Raw genomic sequence first — 21,985 nt, 5'->3', positions numbered from 1 at the left:
GTAAAACACTGCCATCAGCCCGCGCCGAACGGAGCGCATCCGCGCGCGATTAGGCCGCGCGCAGGCCCAGAATCGCGCGCGCCTGTGCCGGTGTGGCGACGGGGCGGTCATGTTTGGCACAGATCTCGGCAAGACGGGAAACAAGGGCCGCGTTAGACGGGGCGAGCGTTTCCTTGTCCCACCGCACATTGTCCTCAAGCCCCGTGCGGGCATGGCCCCCTGCGGCCACGGCCCATTCGTTCAACACGATCTGGTTGGCCCCGACCCCTGCCGCGCACCACGACGCATCCGGAAACAGGCGATTGACCGTCTCGATGTAGAAATCAAACACGGCACGGTCCACCGGCATCGCGTTCTTCACCCCCATCACGAACTGCACGTAAGGCGTATCCACGATCTTGCCCTGCGCGTGCATCTGCGCGGCCATAAAGATGTGGCTCAGGTCAAAGGCCTCGATCTCGGGCTTCACCTCGTATTTCACCATTTCAGCGGCCAGCCAGTCCACTAGCTCCGGCGGGTTCTCGTAGACCCGCGTGGGAAAGTTGTTCGACCCCACAGACAGCGACGCCATGTCGGGGCGCAGCGGCAGCATCCCGCCCCGCGTCTGACCCGCGCCGGAGCGTCCGCCGGTCGAAAGCTGCACAATCATGCCCGGGCAATGTTTCTCGACCCCTTCCTTGAGCAGCGCGAACTTTTCAGGGTCCGAACTGGGGCTTTCATCATCGTTTCGCACGTGGGCATGACAGATCGCGGCACCCGCCTCGAACGCGGCATGGGTGCTTTCGATCTGCTCGGACACGGTGACGGGCACCGCCGGATTGTCGGCCTTGCGCGGCACAGAGCCGGTGATGGCAACGCAGATGATACAGGGATTGGACATGGGGGCCTCTTTGCATGCGGTCTGGGCGCAAGCATCCCGCATCGACGGCGATAGGTCCAGCGGTCACCGCCACACCACAGGGCCTATTCGAGCGCACGAGCCCGCCCGCATTTACCGCCCCGTGGCGTGCGCGGGCCTGTCACGCGCCGGCTAATTGTGCGCGTAAGTGTGGGGTAATATGCGCAAACGCGCCATCGGTTCCCTTGTTATTACCGCCCTTCCCCCGTTAAAGACCGACGATGATTCCGTTGACCCGTCAACGGCATTCAGTATTAGAGTTGAAAATTAGTTATGAATACCGAACCCGCCCCGCTGAGACTGCGATCTTTTCTTACATACCGGCTGACCCGTTTGCAGGCGCAGATCAATGCGCAGGCCCAGCACATCCTGCGGGTGCACAGCGATATCGGCCAGACCGAATGGCGGGTTCTGATTCTGGTTGAGGACCACAACGAAAGCACCATGGCCGAGATCGTCCGCGACGGACAGATCGACAAGGCGCAGGTCAGCCGCGCGGTCAAAAGCCTGATCGCCAAAGACTACCTTGAGGCGCGCGCCGATCCCGATGACCAGCGGCAAAGCATCCTGCGCGCCACCGAAAAAGGCGCGGCCCTTTATCAGGTGATCCTGCCGCTGATGCAGGCCCGCCAGCGCAACCTGATGGCGGAACTGGATGAGACCGAGATCGAGGTCATGTACAAGGTGCTGGACAAGCTGGAACGCGCCGCCGCCCGCCGCGATTTCTGATCCTGCTTGCGCGCTGCGAGGGGCGGCTTGTGCCCCGCAACCCGCGCCAAACACGACAGTTTTTCCTGCCCCTTCCCCGCCCCGCATCACGCCCGCGATCCGCGCCAAAACAACTGCCTTATTTTTAATCGCGGCTGTGCACCAAAATGATCCAGAAGTGGGATCAGGTTGCAGGACGCAAGTTAATGTGCACGGTTAGGTGTATGCCAAAGAGTCCAAAATACTTCGACGAGATGACAGGCCACGGCAGCACGCCCCGTGCGCCCTACCAAGAATATTGCAAATGGTTCGAGGGCGAAAACAACGCCCGCCTGTTGCAAAAATCCGAAGAGGCCGAAGCGCTGTTTCGCCTGATCGGTGTGACATTCAACGTCTACGGCGACCCAGACGCGACCGAACGGTTGATCCCCTTCGATCTTGTGCCGCGCATCATTGCCGCGCGCGAATGGGCGCTGGTGTCGCGTGGTATCGAACAGCGGGTGCGCGCGCTGAACGCCTTTTTGCACGACATCTACCACCGTCAGGAAATCGTGCGCGCCGGTCGCATCCCTGCCGAGATGATTGCGCGCAACGACGCCTTTCTGCCCCAGATGATCGGCGTCACGCCGCCCGGTGATATTTACACCCATATTGTCGGCACCGATCTGGTGCGCACGGGGGATGACGAATTCTTTGTGCTTGAGGACAACGCCCGCACGCCGTCGGGGGTGAGCTATATGCTCGAAAACCGCGAGACGATGCTGCACATGTTCCCCGAGCTGTTCTCGAAGGTCAAAGTCCGCTCGGTCAGCCAGTACCCCCGTTCGTTGCGCCGGTCCCTGTCGGGCTGTGCGCCTTCGGCCTGCGACGGGCGGCCGACGCTGGCGGTGCTGACACCTGGCATTCACAACTCGGCCTATTACGAACACGCCTTTCTAGCCGACCAGATGAGCGCCGAACTGGTCGAGGGTCATGACCTTCGGGTGGTGGACGGGCGCGTCGCGATGCGCACCACCGAAGGCTATAAGCCCATCGATGTGCTCTATCGTCGTGTCGATGACGATTATCTGGATCCGCTGAACTTCAACCCCGACTCGATGCTGGGCGTGCCGGGCATCATGGATGTGTATCGCGCGGGCGGGATCACCATTGCCAACGCCCCCGGAACGGGGATTGCCGATGACAAGGCGATCTACAGCTACATGCCGGACATCGTCGAATTCTACACGGGCGAAAAGGCGATCCTGAAAAACGTGCCGACGCACCGCTGTTCGGACCCGCAAACCCTGAAATACGTCTTGGCCAACCTGTCCGAACTGGTGGTCAAAGAGGTCCATGGTTCAGGCGGGTACGGGATGCTCGTGGGGCCTGCGGCGTCGAAAAAGGAAATCGCGGAATTCAGCGCCAAACTGACCGCGCATCCCGAAAACTACATCGCACAACCGACGCTGGCGCTGTCTACGGTGCCGATCCTAACCGAAGCGGGCCTTGCGCCGCGCCATGTGGACCTGCGGCCCTTCGTGCTGATGTCGCCCGACAAGATCGAGATTATGCCCGGCGGTCTGACCCGCGTCGCGCTCACCGAAGGGTCGTTGATCGTCAACTCGTCACAAGGTGGAGGCACCAAGGACACTTGGGTGCTGGAGGACTAGAACATGCTTGGCAAAACAGCAGGCGGATTGTTCTGGATGTTCCGCTATCTCGAACGGGCCGAAAATACAGCGCGGATGATCGACGCGGGGCTGCGCATCTCGCTCACCCGATCAAGCGCCGCCGAAAGCGAATGGACCGCGATCCTGTCCTCGACCGGCTTGAACGATCTTTACACCTCGCTGCATGGCGCGCCCAACGGGCAGCGGATCATCGACTTTCTGCTGCGCGATCCGGGCAATCCGGGCAGCATTCTGGCCGGTGTCGAAGCGGCCCGCGTCAACGCGCGCGTGGTGCGCACCGCCCTCACCCGCGAGGTTTGGGAGGCGGTCAACGAATGCTACATGGTCCTCAAGGAACTGCTGAAAAATCCGGTCGATGACCGCGACCTGCCCCGAGTGCTGCAAATCATCCGCCAGCGCACTGCCTTTGTGCGCGGCGCCTCGCACGGGTCGATGGTGCGCAACGACATCTACAATTTCGGGCGCATCGGCACCTTCTTTGAACGGGCCGACAACACGGCGCGCATTCTGGACCAGAAATACTATATCCTGCTGCCTTCCGTGCGGCTGGTCGGCAGTGCGTCGGACAATGTGCAGTGGGACACAATCCTGCGCGCCACCTCGACCACCCGCGCCTATCAGACCCTGCACGAGGGCGAGACCGATCCGATGGCGATTGCGCGTTTTCTGGTGCTGGATGGCCGCCTGCCCCGCAGCCTTGCGTTCTGCTATGGCAAGATCGGGGAAAACCTTGGCTTTCTGGCGCAGGAATATAACGCGCGCCACCCCTGCCATGCCCTGTCGGATGCGCTGTGCGCGCGGTTCAAGACCCACGACATGAGCGCCATCTTCGAATACGGCCTGCACGAATTCATCGGGGACTTCCTGCGCGACAGCGCGGAACTGGGTCGCCAGATCGAAATCGATTACAGATTCAGCGAGTGACCAAAACATGCGACTGAGGGTCGAGCACAAAACCCACTACACCTACAACGCGCCGGTGCCCTATGCGCTGCAACAGGTGCGCCTGCGGCCCAAATCCCGCCCCGGACAGGTGATCGTGGATTGGGACATCGAAGTGCGCGGCGGCCATGTCGAGGTGTCCTTTGAGGACGAACATGCCAACGCCGTGGATCTTGTCAGCTTTACCCCCGGCGAGACCGAGATCGAGATCATCTGCCGTGGCACGGTCGAGGTCGAGGATCAGGCAGGCGTCGTGGGACCGCAGGGCGGTTATGTGCCGCTGTGGCTGTTTGAGCGTAGCACCGACCTGACCACACGCGGACCCGCCATCGACGCCCTGATCGCGTCGGCCCCCACAGAAGGCACGCCGCTGGAAATCCTGCACGCGCTCAGCGCGCATGTGCTTGAAATGGTGCCCTATTCGACGGATCAGGTCGCCTCTGACCTGACGGCAGAACAGGTGATGGAAGTCGGGCACGGCGTCTGTCAGGACCACGCCCATGTGTTCATTACCGCCGCCCGCGCCCTCGGCTTTCCGGCGCGCTATGTGTCGGGCTATCTGATGATGGACGACCGGATCGAACAGGACGCCACCCATGCATGGGCCGAGGCACATGTGGCGGGCTTGGGCTGGGTCGGCTTTGATGTCTCGAACAGCATTTGCCCCGATGCGCGCTATGTGCGGGTTGCCACGGGGCTGGACTATCGCGGCGCGGCCCCGATCCTTGGATTGCGGATGGGGGATGCGGGCGAAACCATGTCTGTCGCCCTTCAGGTCCAGCAACAGTAACTGCCGCCGTCCCTATCGGGCACAGGCCAGCAGTGCATTCAGGTCCACATGGGCCTCGATATGGTCGGCCAGCGCATCAAGCGTTGCCTCGACCTGCCCGCGATAGGACGCGTCGTCGCCAGCCACGCCAAAGCCCGACAGCCACGCGCGCCGGAACCCGTCATCGGCAAACATGCCGTGCAAATAGCTGCCCGCCACGCGCCCGTCCGCGCTGATCGCGCCTTCGGCCTGCCCGTCTACATGGGCAAAGGGGCGCGCGCGGTCGGGGCCGTCACTGCGCCCGATATGGATTTCGTACCCGTCAAACGCCTGCCCCGTGGGCGCGTGCACCGCCGCCACATCGGTCAGGCGCTTGTCCCCCGTCATCACCGTCTCGATATCCAGCAGGCCAAGGCCTTGGGTCTGCCCCGCCGGTCCTTCGATACCGTCAGGGTCCGCAACCACATGCCCAAGCATCTGGAAACCACCACAAATACCCAGCACATGACCGCCACGGCGCACATGGGCGCGCACGTCTTCGTCCCAGCCCTGCGCGCGCAAAAAGGCAAGATCGCCACGGGTCGATTTACTGCCGGGCAAGATCACCACATCCGCATCCGCAGGCAACGGCTGGCCCGCTTGCAACATCGTGAGGCGCACGCCGCTTTCCTGTGCCAGCGGGTCAAGATCGTCGAAATTGGCGATGCGTGACAGTTTCAGGCAGACGATGTGCAGCCCCTGATCGCGCACTGGCGTCGCAATATCCAGCGCATCCTCGGCAGGCAGTTTCCACGCTTGATCGAACCACGGCACCACGCCGAAACCGCGCCAGCCGGTATGCTGTTCGATCAAGCGATAGCCGTCGTCGAACAGCGTCGGATCGCCGCGAAAGCGGTTGATCATAAAGCCCGCGATCATCGCCGCGTCGTCGGGGTCAATCACCGCCTGCGTGCCGACGACCTGCGCGATCACCCCGCCCCTGTCGATGTCGCCGGTCAGGATCACGGGGCATCCGGCGGCACGGGCAAATCCCATATTGGCGATATCACCGGCGCGCAGGTTGACCTCGGCAGGGCTGCCCGCGCCCTCGACCATCACCAGATCATATTGCGATTTCAGACGGTTGAAGCTTTCGAGAACGGGCGCCATCAATTGCGGCTTGAGGGCGGCATAGTCCCGCGCCTTGACCGTGGCGAGCCGCTTGCCCTGCACCACCACCTGACTGCCCACGTCCGTTTCGGGTTTGAGCAGGACGGGGTTCATATCCGTATGCGGCGCCAACCCGCAGGCAATGGCCTGCAACGCCTGTGCGCGCCCGATCTCGCCCCCATCGGCCGTGACAGCGGCATTGTTCGACATGTTCTGCGGCTTGAACGGCGCCACAGACAGGCCACGGCGCAGCGCCGCCCGACATATGCCCGCCACCAACATGGACTTGCCCACATTCGACCCGGTGCCTTGGATCATCAGGGCGGTCATGCGTCGTCATCATCCCCGGGCAAGGGCAAGCGCGCGATATGGAATTCGCGGGCAAAGCGGGACAGCGGGCGCGCCACAAACAGGACCGATCCGAGCACGAAAAGCCATGTGGCCGCGTAGGTTGTCGATTCCTTGAAAAACAGAATGGACCCGATCAGGAACAGAATGCCCGCGCTAAGGTCGATGACCGTATAAAGCCGTTCGTAAAAGCCGTAGACCTCGGCGTGACGCTTGGTTGGGTGGCTGCGATCAACGAAAGACGCGGCTTCCAGATTCATCTCAGAACTCCACGCCTTTTTGCGCTTTCACACCGTCACGGAACGGGTGCTTCACCAGCGTCATCTCGGTCACCAGATCCGCCGCCTCGATCAACTCGGGCTTGGCGTTGCGCCCTGTCAGAACCACATGGGTCATCTGCGGTTTCTGGTGCAGCAGGAAATCGACCACCTCGTCGATGTCCAGGTAGTCATAGCGCAGGGCGATGTTGATTTCGTCCAGCAGCACAAATTCCACTTCGGGGTCGAGGATCTGTTCCTTGGCGATTTCCCAGCCCTTCTTGGCGGCCATGATATCGCGGTCACGGTCCTGCGTTTCCCATGTGAACCCTTCTCCCGAAACGAAAAAGCGGCACTCATCCTCAAAACGGGTGCGCAGGAACGTCTTTTCTCCCGTGTCCCAGTTGCCCTTGATGAACTGCACCACGGCGCAGTGCATGCCGTGGCTGATGCAGCGCATGATCATGCCGAACCCTGACGACGACTTGCCCTTGCCCGCGCCGGTATGGACCATGATCAGACCTTTTTCCTCGGTCTTGGTTTCCATCATCTTGTCGCGGGCGGCCTTGATCTTTTTCATCTTGGCGTTGTGGCGTTCGGTGACGTCGTCCATGGGCTTCTCCTTTTGTCGGGGCTGTTGGTGCCACGGAATTGCCGCGCGCACCAGTGTTCTTAGCGCCCAGCTATTGCCGCGCTGACGCTGCGCAAGGCCGGCGTTTGCGCCCTGCACAGGCAGCGATCACGCTTGACTCGGTCCTTTGCGACGCGCACTAGGGATGCGCTGGTGCCTGCATCCGTGATGTAGGTGAAAAGGGAATGCAACGGGCCAATCGCCCTAAACGCAGCCGCCCCCGCGACCGTGACCGGAGAGGTCGCCCATAGCCACTGGCCCTTCAGGTCGGGAAGGCAGGGCACCGACAGGGAAACCTGATATCCGCAAGCCGGGAGACCTGCCAGCGCGAGAGAATGACGAAACCGGACGGGGTGTTTCTGGGTGTCGGGTCGTTATGGCTTTTGCCGCCCGCCATCCTGCCCCTGCCCACCTGTCGAAGGAACCATGGGATGAGCCAGTTGGCCCCTGTCGAATTGCTGGTCTGCACCAAGTGCCGCCGCGAGACCGAAGTGCCCGAAGGCGGCACCCGCCCGGGCGAGGTGCTGCATGCCGCATTGGCCAGCCGCGAGCTGCCCGACCATGTGACACTGAAGGCTGTCGAATGCCTGTCGAACTGTTCCTCGGGCTGTTCCGTCGCCATTCGCGGCGGCGCGGCGCGCTGGACATACGTTTATGGCAACCTTCTGGAATCCGAACATGTGGACACCGTCGTTGAAGGTGTCACCGCCTATGCCGACACGCCTGACGGGCTGGTCCCGTGGCGCGCCCGCCCCGAACATTTCCGCAAGAATTGCATCGCCCGCATCCCCCCGCAGGAGTCCTGAACCATGGCAAATCTGAACAAAATCCCCGTCACCGTCATCACCGGCTTTCTCGGCTCGGGCAAGACGACGCTGGTGCGTCACCTGATGCAGAACCCCCAAGGCAAGCGTCTGGCGGTAATCGTGAACGAATTCGGCGATGTCGGCGTCGATGGCGAGATCCTGAAATCCTGTGCCATCCCCGACTGCCCTGCGGAAAACATCATGGAACTGGCAAACGGCTGTATCTGCTGCACCGTGGCCGATGATTTCATCCCGACGATCGAGGCGCTGATGGCGCTGGACCCGCAGCCCGAACATATCCTGATCGAAACCTCCGGTCTGGCCCTGCCCAAGCCGCTGCTGAAGGCGTTCGACTGGCCCGATATCCGCAGCCGCATCACCGTCGACGGTGTCATCGCGCTGGCTGATGCCGAGGCCGTTGCCGCAGGCCGGTTCGCGCCCGATGTGGCGCGTGTGGATGCGCAGCGTCTGGCCGATGACAGTCTGGATCACGAAACGCCCCTGTCCGAGGTGTTCGAGGACCAGATCAGCTGCGCCGACATCATCCTGCTGACAAAACCCGACCTTGCAGGCCCCGAAGGCATCGCCAAAGCCAAGGCGATCATCGCTGCCGAAACGCCCCGCCCCCTGCCGGTGGTCGAAGTGGCCGAAGGCGCGGTCGACCCGCGCGTGATCCTTGGCCTTAACGCTGCTGCCGAGGATGACATGGACGCCCGCCCCAGCCATCACGACGGCCATGACGACCACGAACATGACGACTTTGAATCCGTCATTATCGACATCCCCGAGGTCGGCGACCCCGCCGATCTGGTGGCCCGCATCGAAGCGATGGCCAAGACGCAGAACATCCTGCGCATCAAAGGCTATGCCGCCGTCACGGGCAAACCGATGCGTCTGCTGGTGCAGGCCGTGGGTGCGCGCGTGCGTCACCAATACGACCGCCCGTGGGGGCCGGACGAGGCGCGTCAGGGCCGTTTGGTCGTGATTGCCGAACATGACGACGTAAACACGGACGCGATCCGCGCCGCGCTGGTCCAGACTGCGGCAGCTGCCGAGTAAACCCCAAGGGTCACCCCATGCACGTCGTCTTTCGCGAAAGTCATGGTCTGGAAGAGACCGAGACACCGACCGATCTGGGCCAGACGCCCGCCGATCTGGTGGTCCTGTCCTTTTCGGACAGTGATCTGGGCGCGTTTGGCGCGGGCTGGCACCGTGGGGGTGGGCCCGAAGGAAAGATGCCGACGCTGCGACTGGCCAATCTGGTGGGGCTGAAACACCCGCTGTCCGTCGACACCTATGTCGAACAGACGCTGGCGGGGGCGCGGGGCATTCTGGTCCGGCTGATCGGCGGCGTGCCCTATTGGTCCTACGGCTTGCAGCAGGTGCGCGCCTTGGCGCAGGAAAAGGGCATCGCACTCGCGGTGCTGCCTGCGGACGGGCGCGTTGACACGCGGCTGGACGAGATGTCGACCCTGCCCGTGTCCACCCTGCGCCGTCTGGCCCATCTGTGCGACACCGGCGGCGCGGTCGCAGCCCAAGCGGCACTGGCACAACTGGCGCTTGCCTCAGGCCTTTATGCGGGGCCGGTGCAAGGGGCCAAAGCGCTGCCGATGGTCGGCGCGTGGATGCCCGAACACGGGGTCAGCTGCCCTGTCATCATGGCAGACGACCCCAAACCGCTGGTGATCGTCACCTTCTACCGCGCCTATCTGGCGGCGGCGGACCTGTCCCCAATCACCGCCCTGTTCGAAGCCTTGCGCGCGCGCGGCTTTGCGGTGCTGGGCCTGTTTGCGCCGTCCCTGAAAGCCCCCGATGCCGCCGCGTGGATGGCACGGCAGATCGCGCACCTGTCCCCTGTCGCCATCGTGAACGCCACCGCCTTTTCCGGCAAAGGCAAGAACGGCACCTCGCCGCTGGACGCGGGCAATGTGCCTGTATTTCAGGTGGCACTGGCCACATCCACCCGCGACATGTGGGCCGAGGCGGATCGCGGCCTGTCCCCTGCCGATCTGGCAATGCACGTGGTCCTGCCCGAGGTCGATGGCCGTTTGTTCGCGGGCGTCACCTCGTTCAAGGAACCTCAGCCACGGGACGATCATCTGCAATTCGCCCGCTATGCGCACAAGGCCGATACCGAGCGTTCGGAGGCCGTGGCCGACCGCGTCAAGGCGTGGTGTGATCTGGCCGCGACCCCTGCGGCGGCGCGCACACTGGCCTTGGTGCTGTCGACCTATCCGGGCAAGGACTGGAACATGGCCCATGCGGTGGGCCTTGATGCGCTTGCCTCGGCCGAGGCGATTTTGGGCGATCTGGAACAGGCAGGCTATTCGGTTGCACCAGCGCAGGGCGCACTGGACGCGGCCCTTGCCGCCGACACCATCACGTGGCCGCTTGAGGCCTACCGCGCCGCGCTGGCAACCCTGCCCGCCGCGTTGCAGGACGAATTGGCGGCAGAATGGGGCGACCCGAGCGATGCCGCCCCTGACGGTCAATTCCATTTCCGCGCCTTACAGCGCGGCAACGTCACCATCGCGCTGCAACCCGAACGCGGTTTCTCCGAGGCACGCGATGACGACTATCACGACCTGTCGCGCACGCCGCGCCATGAATACGTCGCCTTTTACCTATGGATGCGCAGCCAAACGCAGGCGCTGATCCATATCGGCGCGCATGGCACGCTGGAATGGCTTCCGGGCAAGTCGGTGGCCCTGTCGGATTCGTGCTGGCCCGAGGCACTGATCGGCGCGACGCCTGTCATCTACCCCTTTATCGTCAACGACCCGGGCGAAGCGGCACAGGCCAAACGGCGCATCGGCGCGATGACCCTTGGCCATCTGCCCCCGCCAATGAAGGTCAGCGATACCCCTGATCGCCTTGTGCGGCTTGAGACATTGCTCGACGAATTTTCCAATGCCGACGGGCTGGACCCGAAACGCCGCGACCGCCTGCAGGACGATATCCGTGCCGAGGCGCAGGCTTTGGGCGTCGAGGACGATCTGGGCCTTGACCGCGCCACTTCGACGGCCGAGGCGATCACCCGCATCGACCGCTTTGTCTGTGACATCAAGGAAAGCCAGTTCGGCGACGGTCTGCACATCTGGGGGCGCGGTGGACCTGTGGATATGGGTGCCGATATGGCCCCGTCGATCAAGGCCGAACGTGACGCCCTTCTGGACGCGCTTAACGGCAAACGGATTGCGGGCGGGCCGTCGGGATCACCCTATCGCGGGCGGCGCGATGTGCTGCCCACAGGGCGCAACCTGTTCACCACCGACCCGCGTTCTGTGCCGACCCGCGCCGCCTATGCCCAAGGGGTCAAGCTGGCCGAGGAACTGGTGCGCCGCCACTTGCAAGACGAGGGCGACTGGCCCCGTGGACTGATCGTCGATTTGTGGGGATCGGCCACCATGCGCACCGCGGGCGAAGAATTCGCCATGGCCCTGCACCTGCTGGGCGTGCGCCCTGTGTGGGACAAAGGGTCAGAACGTGTGTCGGGGATCGAGGTACTGCCCATCACCGACCTAGACCGCCCGCGCCTTGATGTGACCTTGCGCGTGTCCGGCCTGTTCCGCGATGTGTTCCCCACTCTGTCGGCGCTGTTTTCACAAGCGGTGCGCGCGCTGAGTGCGCGGGACGAGGCATCGGACTGGAACCCCTATGCGGGCCGCGCCGCGACGCCACGCGTTTACGGCCCGAAACCGGGCAGTTTCGGCCTTGGCATGGGCGCGGATCTTGAAACCTTTACCGACGAAAGCCGCGCCGCCGCAGGGCGCGCATGGCTGGCCGCCAGCGCCTATGCGCTGGACGGGGTCGACGCGACCCGAGACGCTGAAGGGATCGCCGCCCGCGTGGCGCAAGCCGACAGCTTTGTGCACCTGCAAGACCTGCCCGAAACCGACGTATTACTTGCCTCGGACTACGCCGCGCACGAGGCCGGATTTGCCGCCGCCCAAGCGATCACAGGCGGGTCTGCCGCGCTCTATCATCTGGACAGCACCGACCCGACCCGCCCCCGCGCACGGTCCCTGCCCGAAGAGATAGCCCGCGTCGTGCAGGCCCGCGCCATCCAGCCTGACTGGCTAGCAGGCATGATGCGCCACGGGTTCCGTGGCGGGGCCGAGATTGCGGCAACGCTGGACCATATGGCCGCGTTCGCGCATCTGGCGGGCGTGGTACAGCCACATCTTTTTGACGCCTATCACGAGGCAACTTTGGGCGACCCGCAAGTCTCGGCCTTTCTGGAAGACGCCAATCCCGCCGCCTATGCCGCAATGGTGGACCAGTTCGCCGCATTGGCCGCCGCGGGGCTGTGGCAAACGCGGCGCAACTCGATCCGTGCCGCGCTGGAGGCCGCGCAGTGACCGCCTACAACAGCAACCAAAGTCCCAGCGTGAAAGGTTGGTGCCCCGGCGCCCATACGCCGATGATGTCGGGCGACGGGCTGATTGTGCGCGTGCGCCCGCCCATGGCGCAGCTAAGCGCGGCACAACTGCTTGGGCTGTGCGACACGGCACTGCGCTTTGGCAACGGGATCATCGACCTGACCAGCCGCGCCAACCTGCAACTGCGCGGCATTGAAGAGGCGGCGCATCAGGACGTGCTGGACGCCCTATTGGCGCTGGACCTGCTGGATGCCACGCCCGCACTGGAACGCCGCCGCAATATCCTGATGACCCCGTTGTGGCGTGCGGGCGATGTGAACACGCAACTGCATGCGTCGATCTGTGCACGACTGGCCGAGTTGCCCGACCTTCCGGCCAAGATGGGCATCGCACTGGATGCAAGTGACCAACCCGTACTGACCGAAAACTCCGCCGATTTCCGATTCGAGACTGGCACCGATGGCACACTGATCTTGCGCCTTGATGGCATGGCACAGGGGCGGCGCGTAACACCTGACACAGCGGTCGATGCGCTGGTCGAAATGGCGCGGTGGTTCTGCGAGACCGGCGGCGTGCAGGCCAAGCGGATGAAGGCCCACGTGGCCAACACCCCCCCGCCGCCAGCGTGGGCCACAGACGCGCCCTGTGCCACGGGCCAGCCCCTTGGCGTCAGCAAATCGGCACTAGGCCGCGCTTTTGGCGCCCCGTTCGGCAGCCTTGATGCCCGCACCCTGTCGGCACTGGTCACGGACAGCAAAGCCACAGCCATGCGCGTCACCCCTTGGCGCATCTTTGTGCTCGAAGGGGCGCAAGACTGCGCGCCCCACGGCTATGTCACCGACTCGAGCGATCCGGTTCTGGCCGCACACGCGTGCCCCGGCGCGCCCGCCTGCCCGCAGGCAAGCGTTGAAACGCGCGCCCTCGCGCGCGAACTCGCCCCCCTTTATCACCGCGGCCTGCATGTGTCGGGCTGCGCCAAGGGCTGTGCCCACCCGCGCCCCTGCGACACCACGCTTGTGGGGTCAAACGGCGCGTATGACCTTGTGAAACAGGGCCATCCGTGGGATCAGCCAAAGCTGCGCGGCTTGTCCGCGACCGACCTCTTGACGCGCAAGGCCTGACAGAATGCCCTATGAATACCAAACCGATGGCGCGGCCATTTACCTGCAAAGTTTCGCCACCATCCGTGCCGAAGCGAACCTGTCGCGGTTCGCACCGGACGAGGAACAGGTGGCCGTGCGCATGATCCACGCCGCAGGCATGGTCGGGCTGGAAGAGTACTGCCATTTCTCGGACGGGTTTGTCGCCACGGCCCGTGCAGCACTGGAAAACGGCGCGCCCATCCTGTGCGATGCGCGCATGGTGTCCGAAGGGATCACGCGCGCCCGCATGCCTGCCGACAACGCGGTGATCTGCACGTTGCATGACGACGCGGTGCGCCCGCTGGCCGCCAAGATGGGCAATACCCGTTCGGCTGCTGCACTGGAACTGTGGCGTCCGCATCTGGACGGGGCCGTGGTCGCCATCGGCAACGCGCCCACCGCCCTGTTCCACCTTCTCAACATGCTCGAAGACCCCGCATGCCCGCGCCCTGCCGCGATCATCGGCTGCCCCGTCGGCTTTGTCGGCGCGGTGGAATCCAAAGACGCGCTGTGGGCCGACCAGCCTGTGCCATGCTGCATCGTCAAGGGCCGCTTGGGCGGCAGCGCCATCACCGTTGCCGCCGTGAATGCGATTGCGAGCCGTAAGGAATGAGCGGCACATACGGAACCGTGTATGGCGTTGGCCTTGGACCGGGTGATCCGGACCTACTGAGCGTGCGGGCCGACCGATTGGTGCGCAATGCCCGCCACGTCGCCTTCTTCCGCAAGGCGGGGCGCGCGGGTCAGGCGCGCACCTTGGCGGACGGGCTGCTAGATCCGCAAGCCGTTGAGATCGCGATGGAATACCCCGTCACCACGGAAATCCCGCTCAGCGATCCGGCCTACAACTCTGCGCTCAGCGGGTTCTATACAGACTGCACCAAACGGTTGCGTATGCTCACCGACGCAGGCGAGGATGTCGTGGTGCTGTGCGAGGGCGATCCGTTTTTCTACGGCTCTTTCATGCACCTTTATACCCGCCTCAAGGACGACATTACGGTCGAGGTCGTGCCAGCCATCACCGGCATGTCCGGCGCATGGACCGCGACGGGCGCGCCGATCACGTGGGGCGACGACATCCTGTCGGTTCTCATGGGCACGTTGGACGAGGACACGCTGACGCGCAATATGGCCAACGCCGACGCGCTCGTCATCATGAAGATCGGGCGCAATATCGACAAGGTCTGCCGCGCCTTGCGCGCTGCGGGAAAATACGACGCCGCGTGGCTGGTCGAATATGCCACCATGCCAAACCAGACCGTGCAGAAACTCTCGGACGCGGAGGGCAAGGTAACGCCCTATTTCTCGATCATCGTGGTGCATGGACAGGGGCGCAGACCATGAGCGGTGCCTTGGTGATTGCAGGGCTTGGCCCCGGATCGGACGCACTGGTCACGCCAGAGGTGACGGCGGCACTGGCGCAGGCCACCGATGTGGTCGGCTATATCCCGTATGTGGCACGCGTCGCGCCGCGCGACGGCCTGACCCTGCATGCCAGCGACAACCGCGTGGAAATCGACCGCTCGCGCCATGCGCTGGAAATGGCGGCGGCGGGACGGCATGTGGTGGTGGTGTCTTCGGGCGATCCGGGCGTGTTTGCCATGGCCGCCGCCGTGTTCGAAGCTCTGGAGGACGGCCCCGATGACTGGCGCGGCCTCGACATCCGCGTCCTGCCCGGCATCACGGCGATGCTGGCGGCGGCGGCGCGGGCGGGGGCGCCCTTGGGCCATGATTTCTGCACCATCAACCTCAGCGACAACCTCAAGCCGTGGGACGTGATCGAACAGCGCCTGCGCCTTGCGGTGCAGGCCGATTTTGCCATGGCGTTTTACAATCCACGCTCGAAATCGCGCCCCGAAGGGTTTGAGCGTACGCTGGAAATCCTGAAAGCGGCCTGCGCCGACAACCGGCCCGTGATCTTTGCCCGCGCCGTGTCGACGCCCGACGAAACGATCAACGTCGTCCCGTTGCAGGACACCACAGCCGACATGGCCGACATGCGCACCATGGTCATCGTCGGATCGTCCCGCACCCGCATCATCGACACGGGCGCTGCCCCGATCGTCTATACGCCGAGGTCCGTGTCGTGACCCAGCCACGCCATAACCTGTGCAACGCTGTCGGCTTCGGTGCGCGGCGGGATCATCGGGCGGTCGATCATGACCACGGGCAGGCCCAAGGCGCGCGCGGCCGAAATCTTGGCGTAAGCCCCCGTGCCACCGGCGTTTTTCGACACGACAAGGTCGATGCCATGCGCCTCCATCAGGGCGCGGTCATCATCATGGGTGAACGGCCCGCGCGACACCACGACATGATGGTCGGGAAATGGCGGCGGGCTGGCTGGCGGGTCGACCAGCCGCAGCAGATAGAAATGCTGCGGGTTGGGCGCGAATTCCTGCAAATGCATGCGCCCGACGGCCAGCATCACGCGGGCGGGTGCAGAATCAAGCGCGGCAACCGCCCCTGCTATGTCAGGCACGCGGATCCAGTCATCACCGGTCTGTGGCGACCACGATGCTCGGGTCAGCGCGATAAGCGGCACTTGCGCTTGTGCGCAAGCCTCGACCGCATTGCGGCTCATCTGTGCGGCGAAGGGGTGCGTGGCATCAACCACATGGGAAATCTGGTGCGCCTCAAGATAGGTGCGCAGTCCCTCAACCCCGCCAAAACCGCCAATGCGCTGCGGCAACGGCTGGCGCTTGGGCCGCTCGACCCGACCGGCAAAGCTGACCGTGCCGTGCAGCCCCGCAGCGGCCACCGCTTGGCCCAATGCTGTGGCCTCGGTCGTGCCTGCGAGGATCAGAAGGTTGGGCGCGATGGCTGACATGGCGTGGCTTACCCTGATTGGAATTGGCGAGGACGGGCGTGCAGGGCTATCCGCGCGAAGTCAAGACGCGCTGGCCCGTGCCGAGGTGATCATGGCCCCGCCGCGCCATCTGGACCTGTTGGGCGACGCCATCGCCCCCCAAGCGCGTCGCATCCCGTGGCCGGTACCCTTTGCCGACGGGTTGGACATTCTGGACAGTTTGCGCGGCCAGCGGGTTGTTGTTCTTGCCTCCGGCGATCCGTTATGGTTCGGGGCGGGGTCGGTGATCGCACGCCGGTATGAGGCGGGTGAATGGGTGGCGATTTCTGGCACATCCTGTTTCGCGCTGGCCGCATCGCATCTGGGCTGGGCGATTGAGGGCGTCACCTGCCTTGGTCTGCACGCCGCGCCCATGGCCCGCCTGCGCCGTCATCTCGCGACGGGAATGCGCCTGATCGTGACTTTGCGCGACGGCGCGGCGGTGCACTCCCTTGCGGACTATCTGACGGATCAAGGTTTTGGCACCAGCACCGTGACCGTGTTCGAGAATCTGGGCGGCCCGTCACAGCGGGTAACAGCGATGCGGGCCGATGCGCTCTCCGGCACTTTCGGCCACCCCGTCTGCGCCGCCATCGAAGTCGCAGGCGACGGCCCTGCCCTGACCGTGGCCAGCGGGCAGGCCGATGCGCGTTTTGCCAGCGACGGGCAGATGACCAAGCGCATGGTACGTGCCGTGACCTTGTCGAGCCTTGCGCCGAAACCTTACGAGCATTTGTGGGACATCGGCGGCGGTTCGGGAACCATCGCGCTTGAATGGCTGCTGACCCATCCCACCACCCGCGCCACCTGTATCGAGCCGCGTGACGACCGCGCCGCGCGCATTGTCCAGAACGCCGAAAACCTTGGCGTCGAAAACCGCCTGCGCGTTGTGATCGGCGCGGCCCCCGAGGCCTTGACCGGACTGGACACGCCAGACGCCGTGTTCATCGGCGGCGGGCTGTCGCACGAGATGCTGGAGGACGTGACCGCCATCGCGCCGCGCCTTGTGGTCAATGCGGTGACACTTGAAGGCGAAGCACTGCTTGCCACGTGGCACGCCCGTCGTGGTGGCGCGCTGGCGCGGATCGAAACGTCGCAGGTCAAGCCGCTTGGCCCCAAGCGCGGCTGGTCCGCATCCTATCCCGTGGTGCAGTGGGAGGTCACGCTGTGATCGTCGCAGGCTTTGGATTCACCAGCCGTGCCAGCGTGGATAGCCTCCGCGCCGCACTGGCCGCCACGGGACACGCGGACACAATCGACGTGCTTGCGGCCCCTGCGGACAAGGCCGCGCAAGCGCCTATGCGTGCACTGGCTGACGCCCTAACTCTAGGCATCCATCCCGTGCCGAAAGACCGCCTTGCCGCGCAACAAACACAGACCCGATCCACCATCAGCCAGATGCATCGCGACACAGGCTCCGTGGCCGAGGCTGCCGCGCTTGCCGCCGCTGGCGCAGGGGCCACCCTGATCGTGACCCGCCGTATTTCCGACGACCGCATGGCGACCTGCGCCATCGCAAAAGGAGCAGACACATGACCGTCCATTTCATTGGCGCCGGCCCCGGCGCGCCCGACCTTCTGACCCTGCGCGGGCGCGACCTGATCGCCGCCTCGCCCGTCTGCCTATATGCCGGATCGCTGGTGCCCGAGGCGATCCTTGGTCACTGCCCCGCGGATGCGCGCGTGGTGAACACCGCCGCGATGGACCTTGACCAGATCATGGAGGAAATCACCGCCGCCCATGCCAAAGGGCACGACATCGCCCGCCTGCATTCGGGCGACCTGTCGGTCTGGTCCGCGATGGGCGAACAGGTGCGCCGCCTGCGCGCCGCCGACATCCCCTTTAGCGTGACACCCGGTGTGCCGTCGTTCAGCGCGGCGGCAGCGGCCCTTGGCGCGGAACTGACCCTGCCCGGCATTGCGCAATCCGTGGTGCTGACCCGCACACCGGGGCGGGCGTCGTCCATGCCCGAGGGCGAAACCCTGACCAATTTTGCGGCCACGGGCGCGACGCTGGCCATCCACCTGTCGATCGGCAATCTGGACCGCGTGGTGGCCGACCTGTCGCCCGCTTATGGCGGCGATTGCCCCGTCGCGGTGGTCTATCGCGCAAGCTGGCCAGACCAGCGGACCATCCACGCCACGCTCGACACGCTGAAAGACGCGATGGACGACGGCATCTCGCGCACGGCGCTGATCCTCGTTGGCCGCGCCCTAGGGGCCGAGGATTTTGACGAAAGCTGCCTTTACGCGCCCGATTACGACCGCCGCTACCGCCCGATGAGCGCGGAAAGCCCGTGGGCAAGCTGGAGCCATGGCGATGACTGAGGCGACAACGCCCCCACCGGGTCTCATGATCTCGGCCCCTGCCTCCGGAACGGGGAAAACCACGGTGATGCTGGGACTGTTGCGCGCCCTGCGCGATGACGGGCTGGTGGTGCAGCCTTATAAATCGGGGCCGGATTACATCGACCCAGCCTTTCACATGGCTGCGGCGGGACGGGCGTCGTTCAACTTTGACACTTGGGCGATGGACGAGGGGCTGCTGAACGGCGTGGCCGCGCAAATGGAAGGCGCGGATATCTGTGTCGCCGAAGGCTCCATGGGCCTGTTTGACGGGGTGGCAACACGCGGGCAGTCCGGTTTCGGCTCAAGCGCCGAGACGGCACTGGCCATGGGCTGGCCCGTGGTTCTGGTGATCGACGTGGGCGGACAGGCGCAATCGGCTGCTGCCACCGCGCTCGGTTTTCGCATGTACAATCCCGACCTGCCTTTTGCGGGCGTTATCCTGAACCGTGTCGCCAGTCCGCGCCACGAGCGTCTGACCCGTCTGGGGATGGAACGGGCGGGCGTCACGGTTCTGGGGTCGCTGCCGCGACGCGGTGACCTGAAACTGCCTGAACGCCATCTGGGACTGATACAGGCGGTCGAGCACCCCGATCTGGAAAGCGCGATTGCGGGCTATGCCGCCTTCCTGCGCGAGAATGTCGATCTGGGCGCACTGCGCGATGCCGCACAATCAGGCCCTGCCCGCGCTGCACATCCGCTTCCCGCACCGCCCGCACAGCGCATTGCACTGGCGCGCGATGCGGCGTTTTCCTTTACCTATCCGCACCTTCTGGCAGGTTGGCGCGCAAAGGGCGCTGAAATCCTGCCATTTTCCCCGCTGGCCGATCAGGCCCCCGACCCGAGCGCTGACCTTGTCTGGTTGCCCGGAGGGTATCCCGAACTGCATGCGGGCACCTTGGCGGCAGCGCAGAATTTCAAGACGGGGTTGCGCGACTTTGCCCAGACCAAACCTGTGCACGGCGAATGCGGTGGCTACATGGCACTGGGGGCGGCGCTGATCGACAAGGACGGCGTGCACCATAAGATGGCCGGTCTGCTGAACCTTGTTACCAGCTATGAAAAGCGCAAATTCCATCTGGGGTATCGTCGGGCCGAACTAACCGCCCCCTTGCCCGGCTTTGCGACCGGCGCGGCACTGCGCGGGCACGAATTCCACTATTCCTCGATCCTTGAGCAGCCAGACGCACCCTTGGCCAACGTCTTTGACGCTGACGGCAACCCTGTGCTCGAAACCGGATCCCACAAGGGCCATGTCAGCGGCACGTTCTTCCACCTGATCACCGGAGAGACCCCATGAGCGGCTTTGTCAGTTTTGTCGGCTCCGGCCCCGGTGATCCGGAACTGCTGACCCTCAAGGCGGTGGACCGGCTGAAGCGGGCCGATGCGGTGCTGTTTGACGACCTCAGCTCCGGCCCGATCCTGAGCCATGCGCGCAGCGGTGCCGACCTGGTCGGGGTGGGCAAGCGGGCGGGCCGCCCGTCACCCAAGCAGGACCATGTGAGCCAGTTGCTGGTCGATTATGCGCTGACCGGCCAGCGGATCGTGCGGCTGAAATCCGGCGATGGCGGCACATTCGGACGGCTGGAGGAAGAGATCGAGGCGCTGAAAGGCGCGGGCATTTCCTATGAAATCATACCGGGCATTCCGTCGGCTTGCGCCGCGGCGGCGGCGGCGGGCATCCCCCTGACGCGGCGGTTGACCGCGCGCAGGGTGCAGTTTGTCACCGGCCACGATGTACGAGGAGCCTTGCCCGAAGACCTGAATATGGCCGCGCTGGCCGATGCGCAGGCGACCACGGTGGTATTCATGGGCCAGCGGACCTTTCCCGCCTTTGCCCGCATGTTGATCGAGGCAGGCCTGCCCGCGCAGACGCCTGCGCTGCTGGCCGAAGGGGTCAGCACCCCTGCCCAAGCGCTGCACCGCATGGATATTGCCGCCCTATCGGCGCGGCTGGAAAACGCGGTGAGTGATGCGCCCGCGCTGATCCTCTATGGCGCGCTGGCGGAGGGCTAGCAGAGGGGGCCAGCCCCCTTGCCTCTTCGAGGCGCACCCCCGCAGTATTTCTGGCCAAAAGAGGCGCATACCGGAATGAGCTGTGTTTGCGCGGTGCCACATGCGGTCGATCCGGTGGGTCAAATGCCGCTTCCAGACTTGTTCGCACGCGGAATCAATGTAAACGTGGAAGGCGATGGTGATCCCGCAAGGGGTCTGAAAAGGGAACCGGGTTCAAATCCCGGACTGCCCCCGCAACTGTGACCGGAGAGCGGCCCGGCAAACACCACTGGCCTAACGGCTGGGAAGGTTCGGCCCCGCAGCGACCCGGAAGTCAGGAGACCTGCCATCGGGAATGAAACATGCCGGGCAACCGGTGACAAAGCCGCCGGGCGGGTGGCAAGGAGACAGAGAATATGCATATCGAACCGGGCGTTGTAGATGGCGCAAAAATGGCATTTGCTTATGGATCAGCGGCTGCTGCGGCGGGTTATTCGCTGAAACTGGCGGCAAATGATCTTAAATTTGCCAATGTGCCTGCGTTTGCGGTGCGTGTCGCGCTGGCGACCATCGGAACATTCGTCTTCTTCGAGGTCATGCCGCATTTCTCGGCCGGTATTTCCGAAGTGCACTTTATCCTTGGCACATCGCTGTTCCTGCTTTTGGGTGCCGGTGCGGCGGCTGCGGGCCTGTTCTTGGGGCTGCTGTTGCAGGGCACGTTCTTTGCGCCCGGCGACCTGCCGATGATCTTTGTGAACATGACGACACTGCTCTTCCCGCTGTTTGCCTTGCACCATATGGCCAAACGCATCGTGCCAGAGGCGCGCGCCTATGTGGATCTGGACTATGGCCAAGTGCTGAAAATGTCGGCGGTCTATCAGGGTGGCATCATCGCTTGGGTCGCTTTCTGGGCGATCTACGGTCAGGGCGTTGGCGCGGCGAACCTGCAATCGGTTCTGAGCTTTGGCGCCGCCTATGCGCTGGTCATCGTGATCGAACCGCTGGCCGATCTGGCGCTGCTGGCGGGGGCCAAGGGCCTGCGCAACTGGAAAACCGGTGGTCTGTTTACGCACCGTTTGTTCAACGCCGGTTAAG

The 21,985-nt window shown here is 64.3% G+C and carries 22 protein-coding genes and 2 riboswitches; of the genes, 17 read left to right on the top strand and 5 right to left on the bottom strand.

Annotated features, from left to right (window positions below; all coding sequences use genetic code 11):
• Window positions 1-49 precede the first annotated feature (49 nt).
• Window positions 50-880 carry a 3-oxoadipate:acetyl-CoA acetyltransferase gene (locus AC6GQJ_RS15520; RefSeq protein ID WP_500769866.1) on the bottom strand — a complete coding sequence of 277 codons (831 nt, stop codon included), beginning with the start codon at window positions 878-880 and terminating at the stop codon, window positions 50-52.
• Between the two features lie 291 nt (window positions 881-1,171).
• Here AC6GQJ_RS15520 and AC6GQJ_RS15515 point away from each other — a divergent pair, with 291 nt between their 5' ends.
• From AC6GQJ_RS15515 to AC6GQJ_RS15500, 4 genes are all read left to right on the top strand, one after another.
• Window positions 1,172-1,627 (top strand): MarR family winged helix-turn-helix transcriptional regulator, encoded by a 456-nt coding sequence (locus AC6GQJ_RS15515; protein ID WP_500769864.1) that lies wholly within the window; start codon window positions 1,172-1,174, stop codon window positions 1,625-1,627.
• A 203-nt stretch (window positions 1,628-1,830) separates the two neighbouring features.
• Window positions 1,831-3,258 (top strand): circularly permuted type 2 ATP-grasp protein, encoded by a 1,428-nt coding sequence (locus AC6GQJ_RS15510; RefSeq protein WP_500769862.1) that lies wholly within the window; start codon window positions 1,831-1,833, stop codon window positions 3,256-3,258.
• A 3-nt stretch (window positions 3,259-3,261) separates the two neighbouring features.
• Window positions 3,262-4,203, top strand: coding sequence for an alpha-E domain-containing protein (locus tag AC6GQJ_RS15505; RefSeq protein ID WP_500769861.1), 942 nt, complete (start codon window positions 3,262-3,264; stop codon window positions 4,201-4,203).
• A gap of 7 nt (window positions 4,204-4,210) precedes the next feature.
• The gene (locus AC6GQJ_RS15500) at window positions 4,211-5,011 is read left to right on the top strand and encodes a transglutaminase family protein (protein ID WP_500769859.1); all 801 of its coding nucleotides are present in this window, start codon (window positions 4,211-4,213) and stop codon (window positions 5,009-5,011) included.
• A 12-nt stretch (window positions 5,012-5,023) separates the two neighbouring features.
• Here AC6GQJ_RS15500 and AC6GQJ_RS15495 read toward each other — a convergent pair whose 3' ends face one another.
• Genes AC6GQJ_RS15495 through cobO form a run of 3 tightly spaced genes read right to left on the bottom strand, consistent with a single transcriptional unit; the run spans window position 5,024 to window position 7,357 of the window.
• Complete coding sequence (locus tag AC6GQJ_RS15495) at window positions 5,024-6,469, bottom strand: cobyric acid synthase (RefSeq protein WP_500769857.1); 1,446 nt, start codon at window positions 6,467-6,469, stop codon at window positions 5,024-5,026.
• Window positions 6,466-6,747, bottom strand: coding sequence for a YrhK family protein (locus tag AC6GQJ_RS15490; RefSeq protein WP_500769855.1), 282 nt, complete (start codon window positions 6,745-6,747; stop codon window positions 6,466-6,468). Before AC6GQJ_RS15490 ends, AC6GQJ_RS15495 begins: the two co-directional genes overlap by 4 nt.
• A gap of 1 nt (window position 6,748) precedes the next feature.
• On the bottom strand, window positions 6,749-7,357 hold the full coding sequence (gene cobO, locus AC6GQJ_RS15485) for a cob(I)yrinic acid a,c-diamide adenosyltransferase (protein ID WP_500769853.1): 609 nt from the start codon (window positions 7,355-7,357) through the stop codon (window positions 6,749-6,751).
• Between the two features lie 152 nt (window positions 7,358-7,509).
• Window positions 7,510-7,716: riboswitch (cobalamin riboswitch) on the top strand.
• Window positions 7,717-7,806: 90 nt separating this feature from the next.
• On the opposite strand from cobO, the gene AC6GQJ_RS15480 reads away from it, so the two are divergent.
• From AC6GQJ_RS15480 to cobJ, 7 genes are read left to right on the top strand one after another with little or no spacing between them, the layout of a single operon-like run.
• A complete protein-coding gene (locus AC6GQJ_RS15480; RefSeq protein ID WP_500769851.1) occupies window positions 7,807-8,181 on the top strand; it encodes a DUF1636 family protein in 375 nt (124 codons plus the stop codon).
• Between the two features lie 3 nt (window positions 8,182-8,184).
• The gene (gene cobW, locus AC6GQJ_RS15475) at window positions 8,185-9,240 is read left to right on the top strand and encodes a cobalamin biosynthesis protein CobW (RefSeq protein WP_500769849.1); all 1,056 of its coding nucleotides are present in this window, start codon (window positions 8,185-8,187) and stop codon (window positions 9,238-9,240) included.
• Window positions 9,241-9,257: 17 nt separating this feature from the next.
• Window positions 9,258-12,542, top strand: a complete 3,285-nt coding sequence (gene cobN / locus AC6GQJ_RS15470; protein WP_500769847.1) for a cobaltochelatase subunit CobN — start codon at window positions 9,258-9,260, stop codon at window positions 12,540-12,542.
• A gap of 29 nt (window positions 12,543-12,571) precedes the next feature.
• The gene (locus AC6GQJ_RS15465) at window positions 12,572-13,684 is read left to right on the top strand and encodes a ferredoxin-like domain-containing protein (protein ID WP_500769845.1); all 1,113 of its coding nucleotides are present in this window, start codon (window positions 12,572-12,574) and stop codon (window positions 13,682-13,684) included.
• Window positions 13,685-13,688: 4 nt separating this feature from the next.
• Window positions 13,689-14,318 carry a precorrin-8X methylmutase gene (locus tag AC6GQJ_RS15460; protein WP_500769843.1) on the top strand — a complete coding sequence of 210 codons (630 nt, stop codon included), beginning with the start codon at window positions 13,689-13,691 and terminating at the stop codon, window positions 14,316-14,318.
• Window positions 14,315-15,049: a precorrin-2 C(20)-methyltransferase gene (locus AC6GQJ_RS15455; RefSeq protein ID WP_500769842.1), complete on the top strand. Its 735-nt coding sequence runs from the start codon at window positions 14,315-14,317 to the stop codon at window positions 15,047-15,049. Before AC6GQJ_RS15460 ends, AC6GQJ_RS15455 begins: the two co-directional genes overlap by 4 nt.
• Window positions 15,046-15,795, top strand: coding sequence for a precorrin-3B C(17)-methyltransferase (cobJ, locus tag AC6GQJ_RS15450; protein ID WP_500769840.1), 750 nt, complete (start codon window positions 15,046-15,048; stop codon window positions 15,793-15,795). The genes AC6GQJ_RS15455 and cobJ overlap by 4 nt, the downstream gene beginning before the upstream one ends.
• Here the strand turns inward: cobJ and AC6GQJ_RS15445 are convergent.
• The gene (locus tag AC6GQJ_RS15445; protein WP_500773947.1) at window positions 15,771-16,523 is read right to left on the bottom strand and encodes a cobalt-precorrin-6A reductase; all 753 of its coding nucleotides are present in this window, start codon (window positions 16,521-16,523) and stop codon (window positions 15,771-15,773) included. The genes cobJ and AC6GQJ_RS15445 overlap by 25 nt on opposite strands.
• Between AC6GQJ_RS15445 and cbiE the strand changes: the two genes are divergently transcribed.
• From cbiE to AC6GQJ_RS15415, 6 genes are all read left to right on the top strand, one after another.
• On the top strand, window positions 16,522-17,721 hold the full coding sequence (cbiE, locus tag AC6GQJ_RS15440) for a precorrin-6y C5,15-methyltransferase (decarboxylating) subunit CbiE (protein ID WP_500769838.1): 1,200 nt from the start codon (window positions 16,522-16,524) through the stop codon (window positions 17,719-17,721). The genes AC6GQJ_RS15445 and cbiE overlap by 2 nt on opposite strands.
• The gene (locus AC6GQJ_RS15435) at window positions 17,718-18,086 is read left to right on the top strand and encodes a cobalamin biosynthesis protein (RefSeq protein WP_500769836.1); all 369 of its coding nucleotides are present in this window, start codon (window positions 17,718-17,720) and stop codon (window positions 18,084-18,086) included. The genes cbiE and AC6GQJ_RS15435 overlap by 4 nt, the downstream gene beginning before the upstream one ends.
• A complete protein-coding gene (gene cobM, locus AC6GQJ_RS15430) occupies window positions 18,083-18,877 on the top strand; it encodes a precorrin-4 C(11)-methyltransferase (protein ID WP_500769834.1) in 795 nt (264 codons plus the stop codon). The genes AC6GQJ_RS15435 and cobM overlap by 4 nt, the downstream gene beginning before the upstream one ends.
• Entirely contained in the window at window positions 18,870-20,195 is a 1,326-nt protein-coding gene (locus AC6GQJ_RS15425; RefSeq protein ID WP_500769832.1) for a cobyrinic acid a,c-diamide synthase CobB, read from the top strand. The genes cobM and AC6GQJ_RS15425 overlap by 8 nt, the downstream gene beginning before the upstream one ends.
• Window positions 20,192-20,911, top strand: coding sequence for a uroporphyrinogen-III C-methyltransferase (gene cobA / locus AC6GQJ_RS15420; RefSeq protein WP_500769830.1), 720 nt, complete (start codon window positions 20,192-20,194; stop codon window positions 20,909-20,911). Before AC6GQJ_RS15425 ends, cobA begins: the two co-directional genes overlap by 4 nt.
• A 159-nt stretch (window positions 20,912-21,070) precedes the next feature.
• A riboswitch (cobalamin riboswitch) is annotated at window positions 21,071-21,255 on the top strand.
• Between the two features lie 51 nt (window positions 21,256-21,306).
• The gene (locus AC6GQJ_RS15415) at window positions 21,307-21,984 is read left to right on the top strand and encodes an energy-coupling factor ABC transporter permease (protein WP_500769828.1); all 678 of its coding nucleotides are present in this window, start codon (window positions 21,307-21,309) and stop codon (window positions 21,982-21,984) included.
• Window position 21,985: the final 1 nt, after the last annotated feature.

It is taken from the genome of Tateyamaria sp. 7Alg 36 (assembly GCF_059882455.1).
This window is presented reverse-complemented; position numbering and strand designations above follow the sequence as displayed.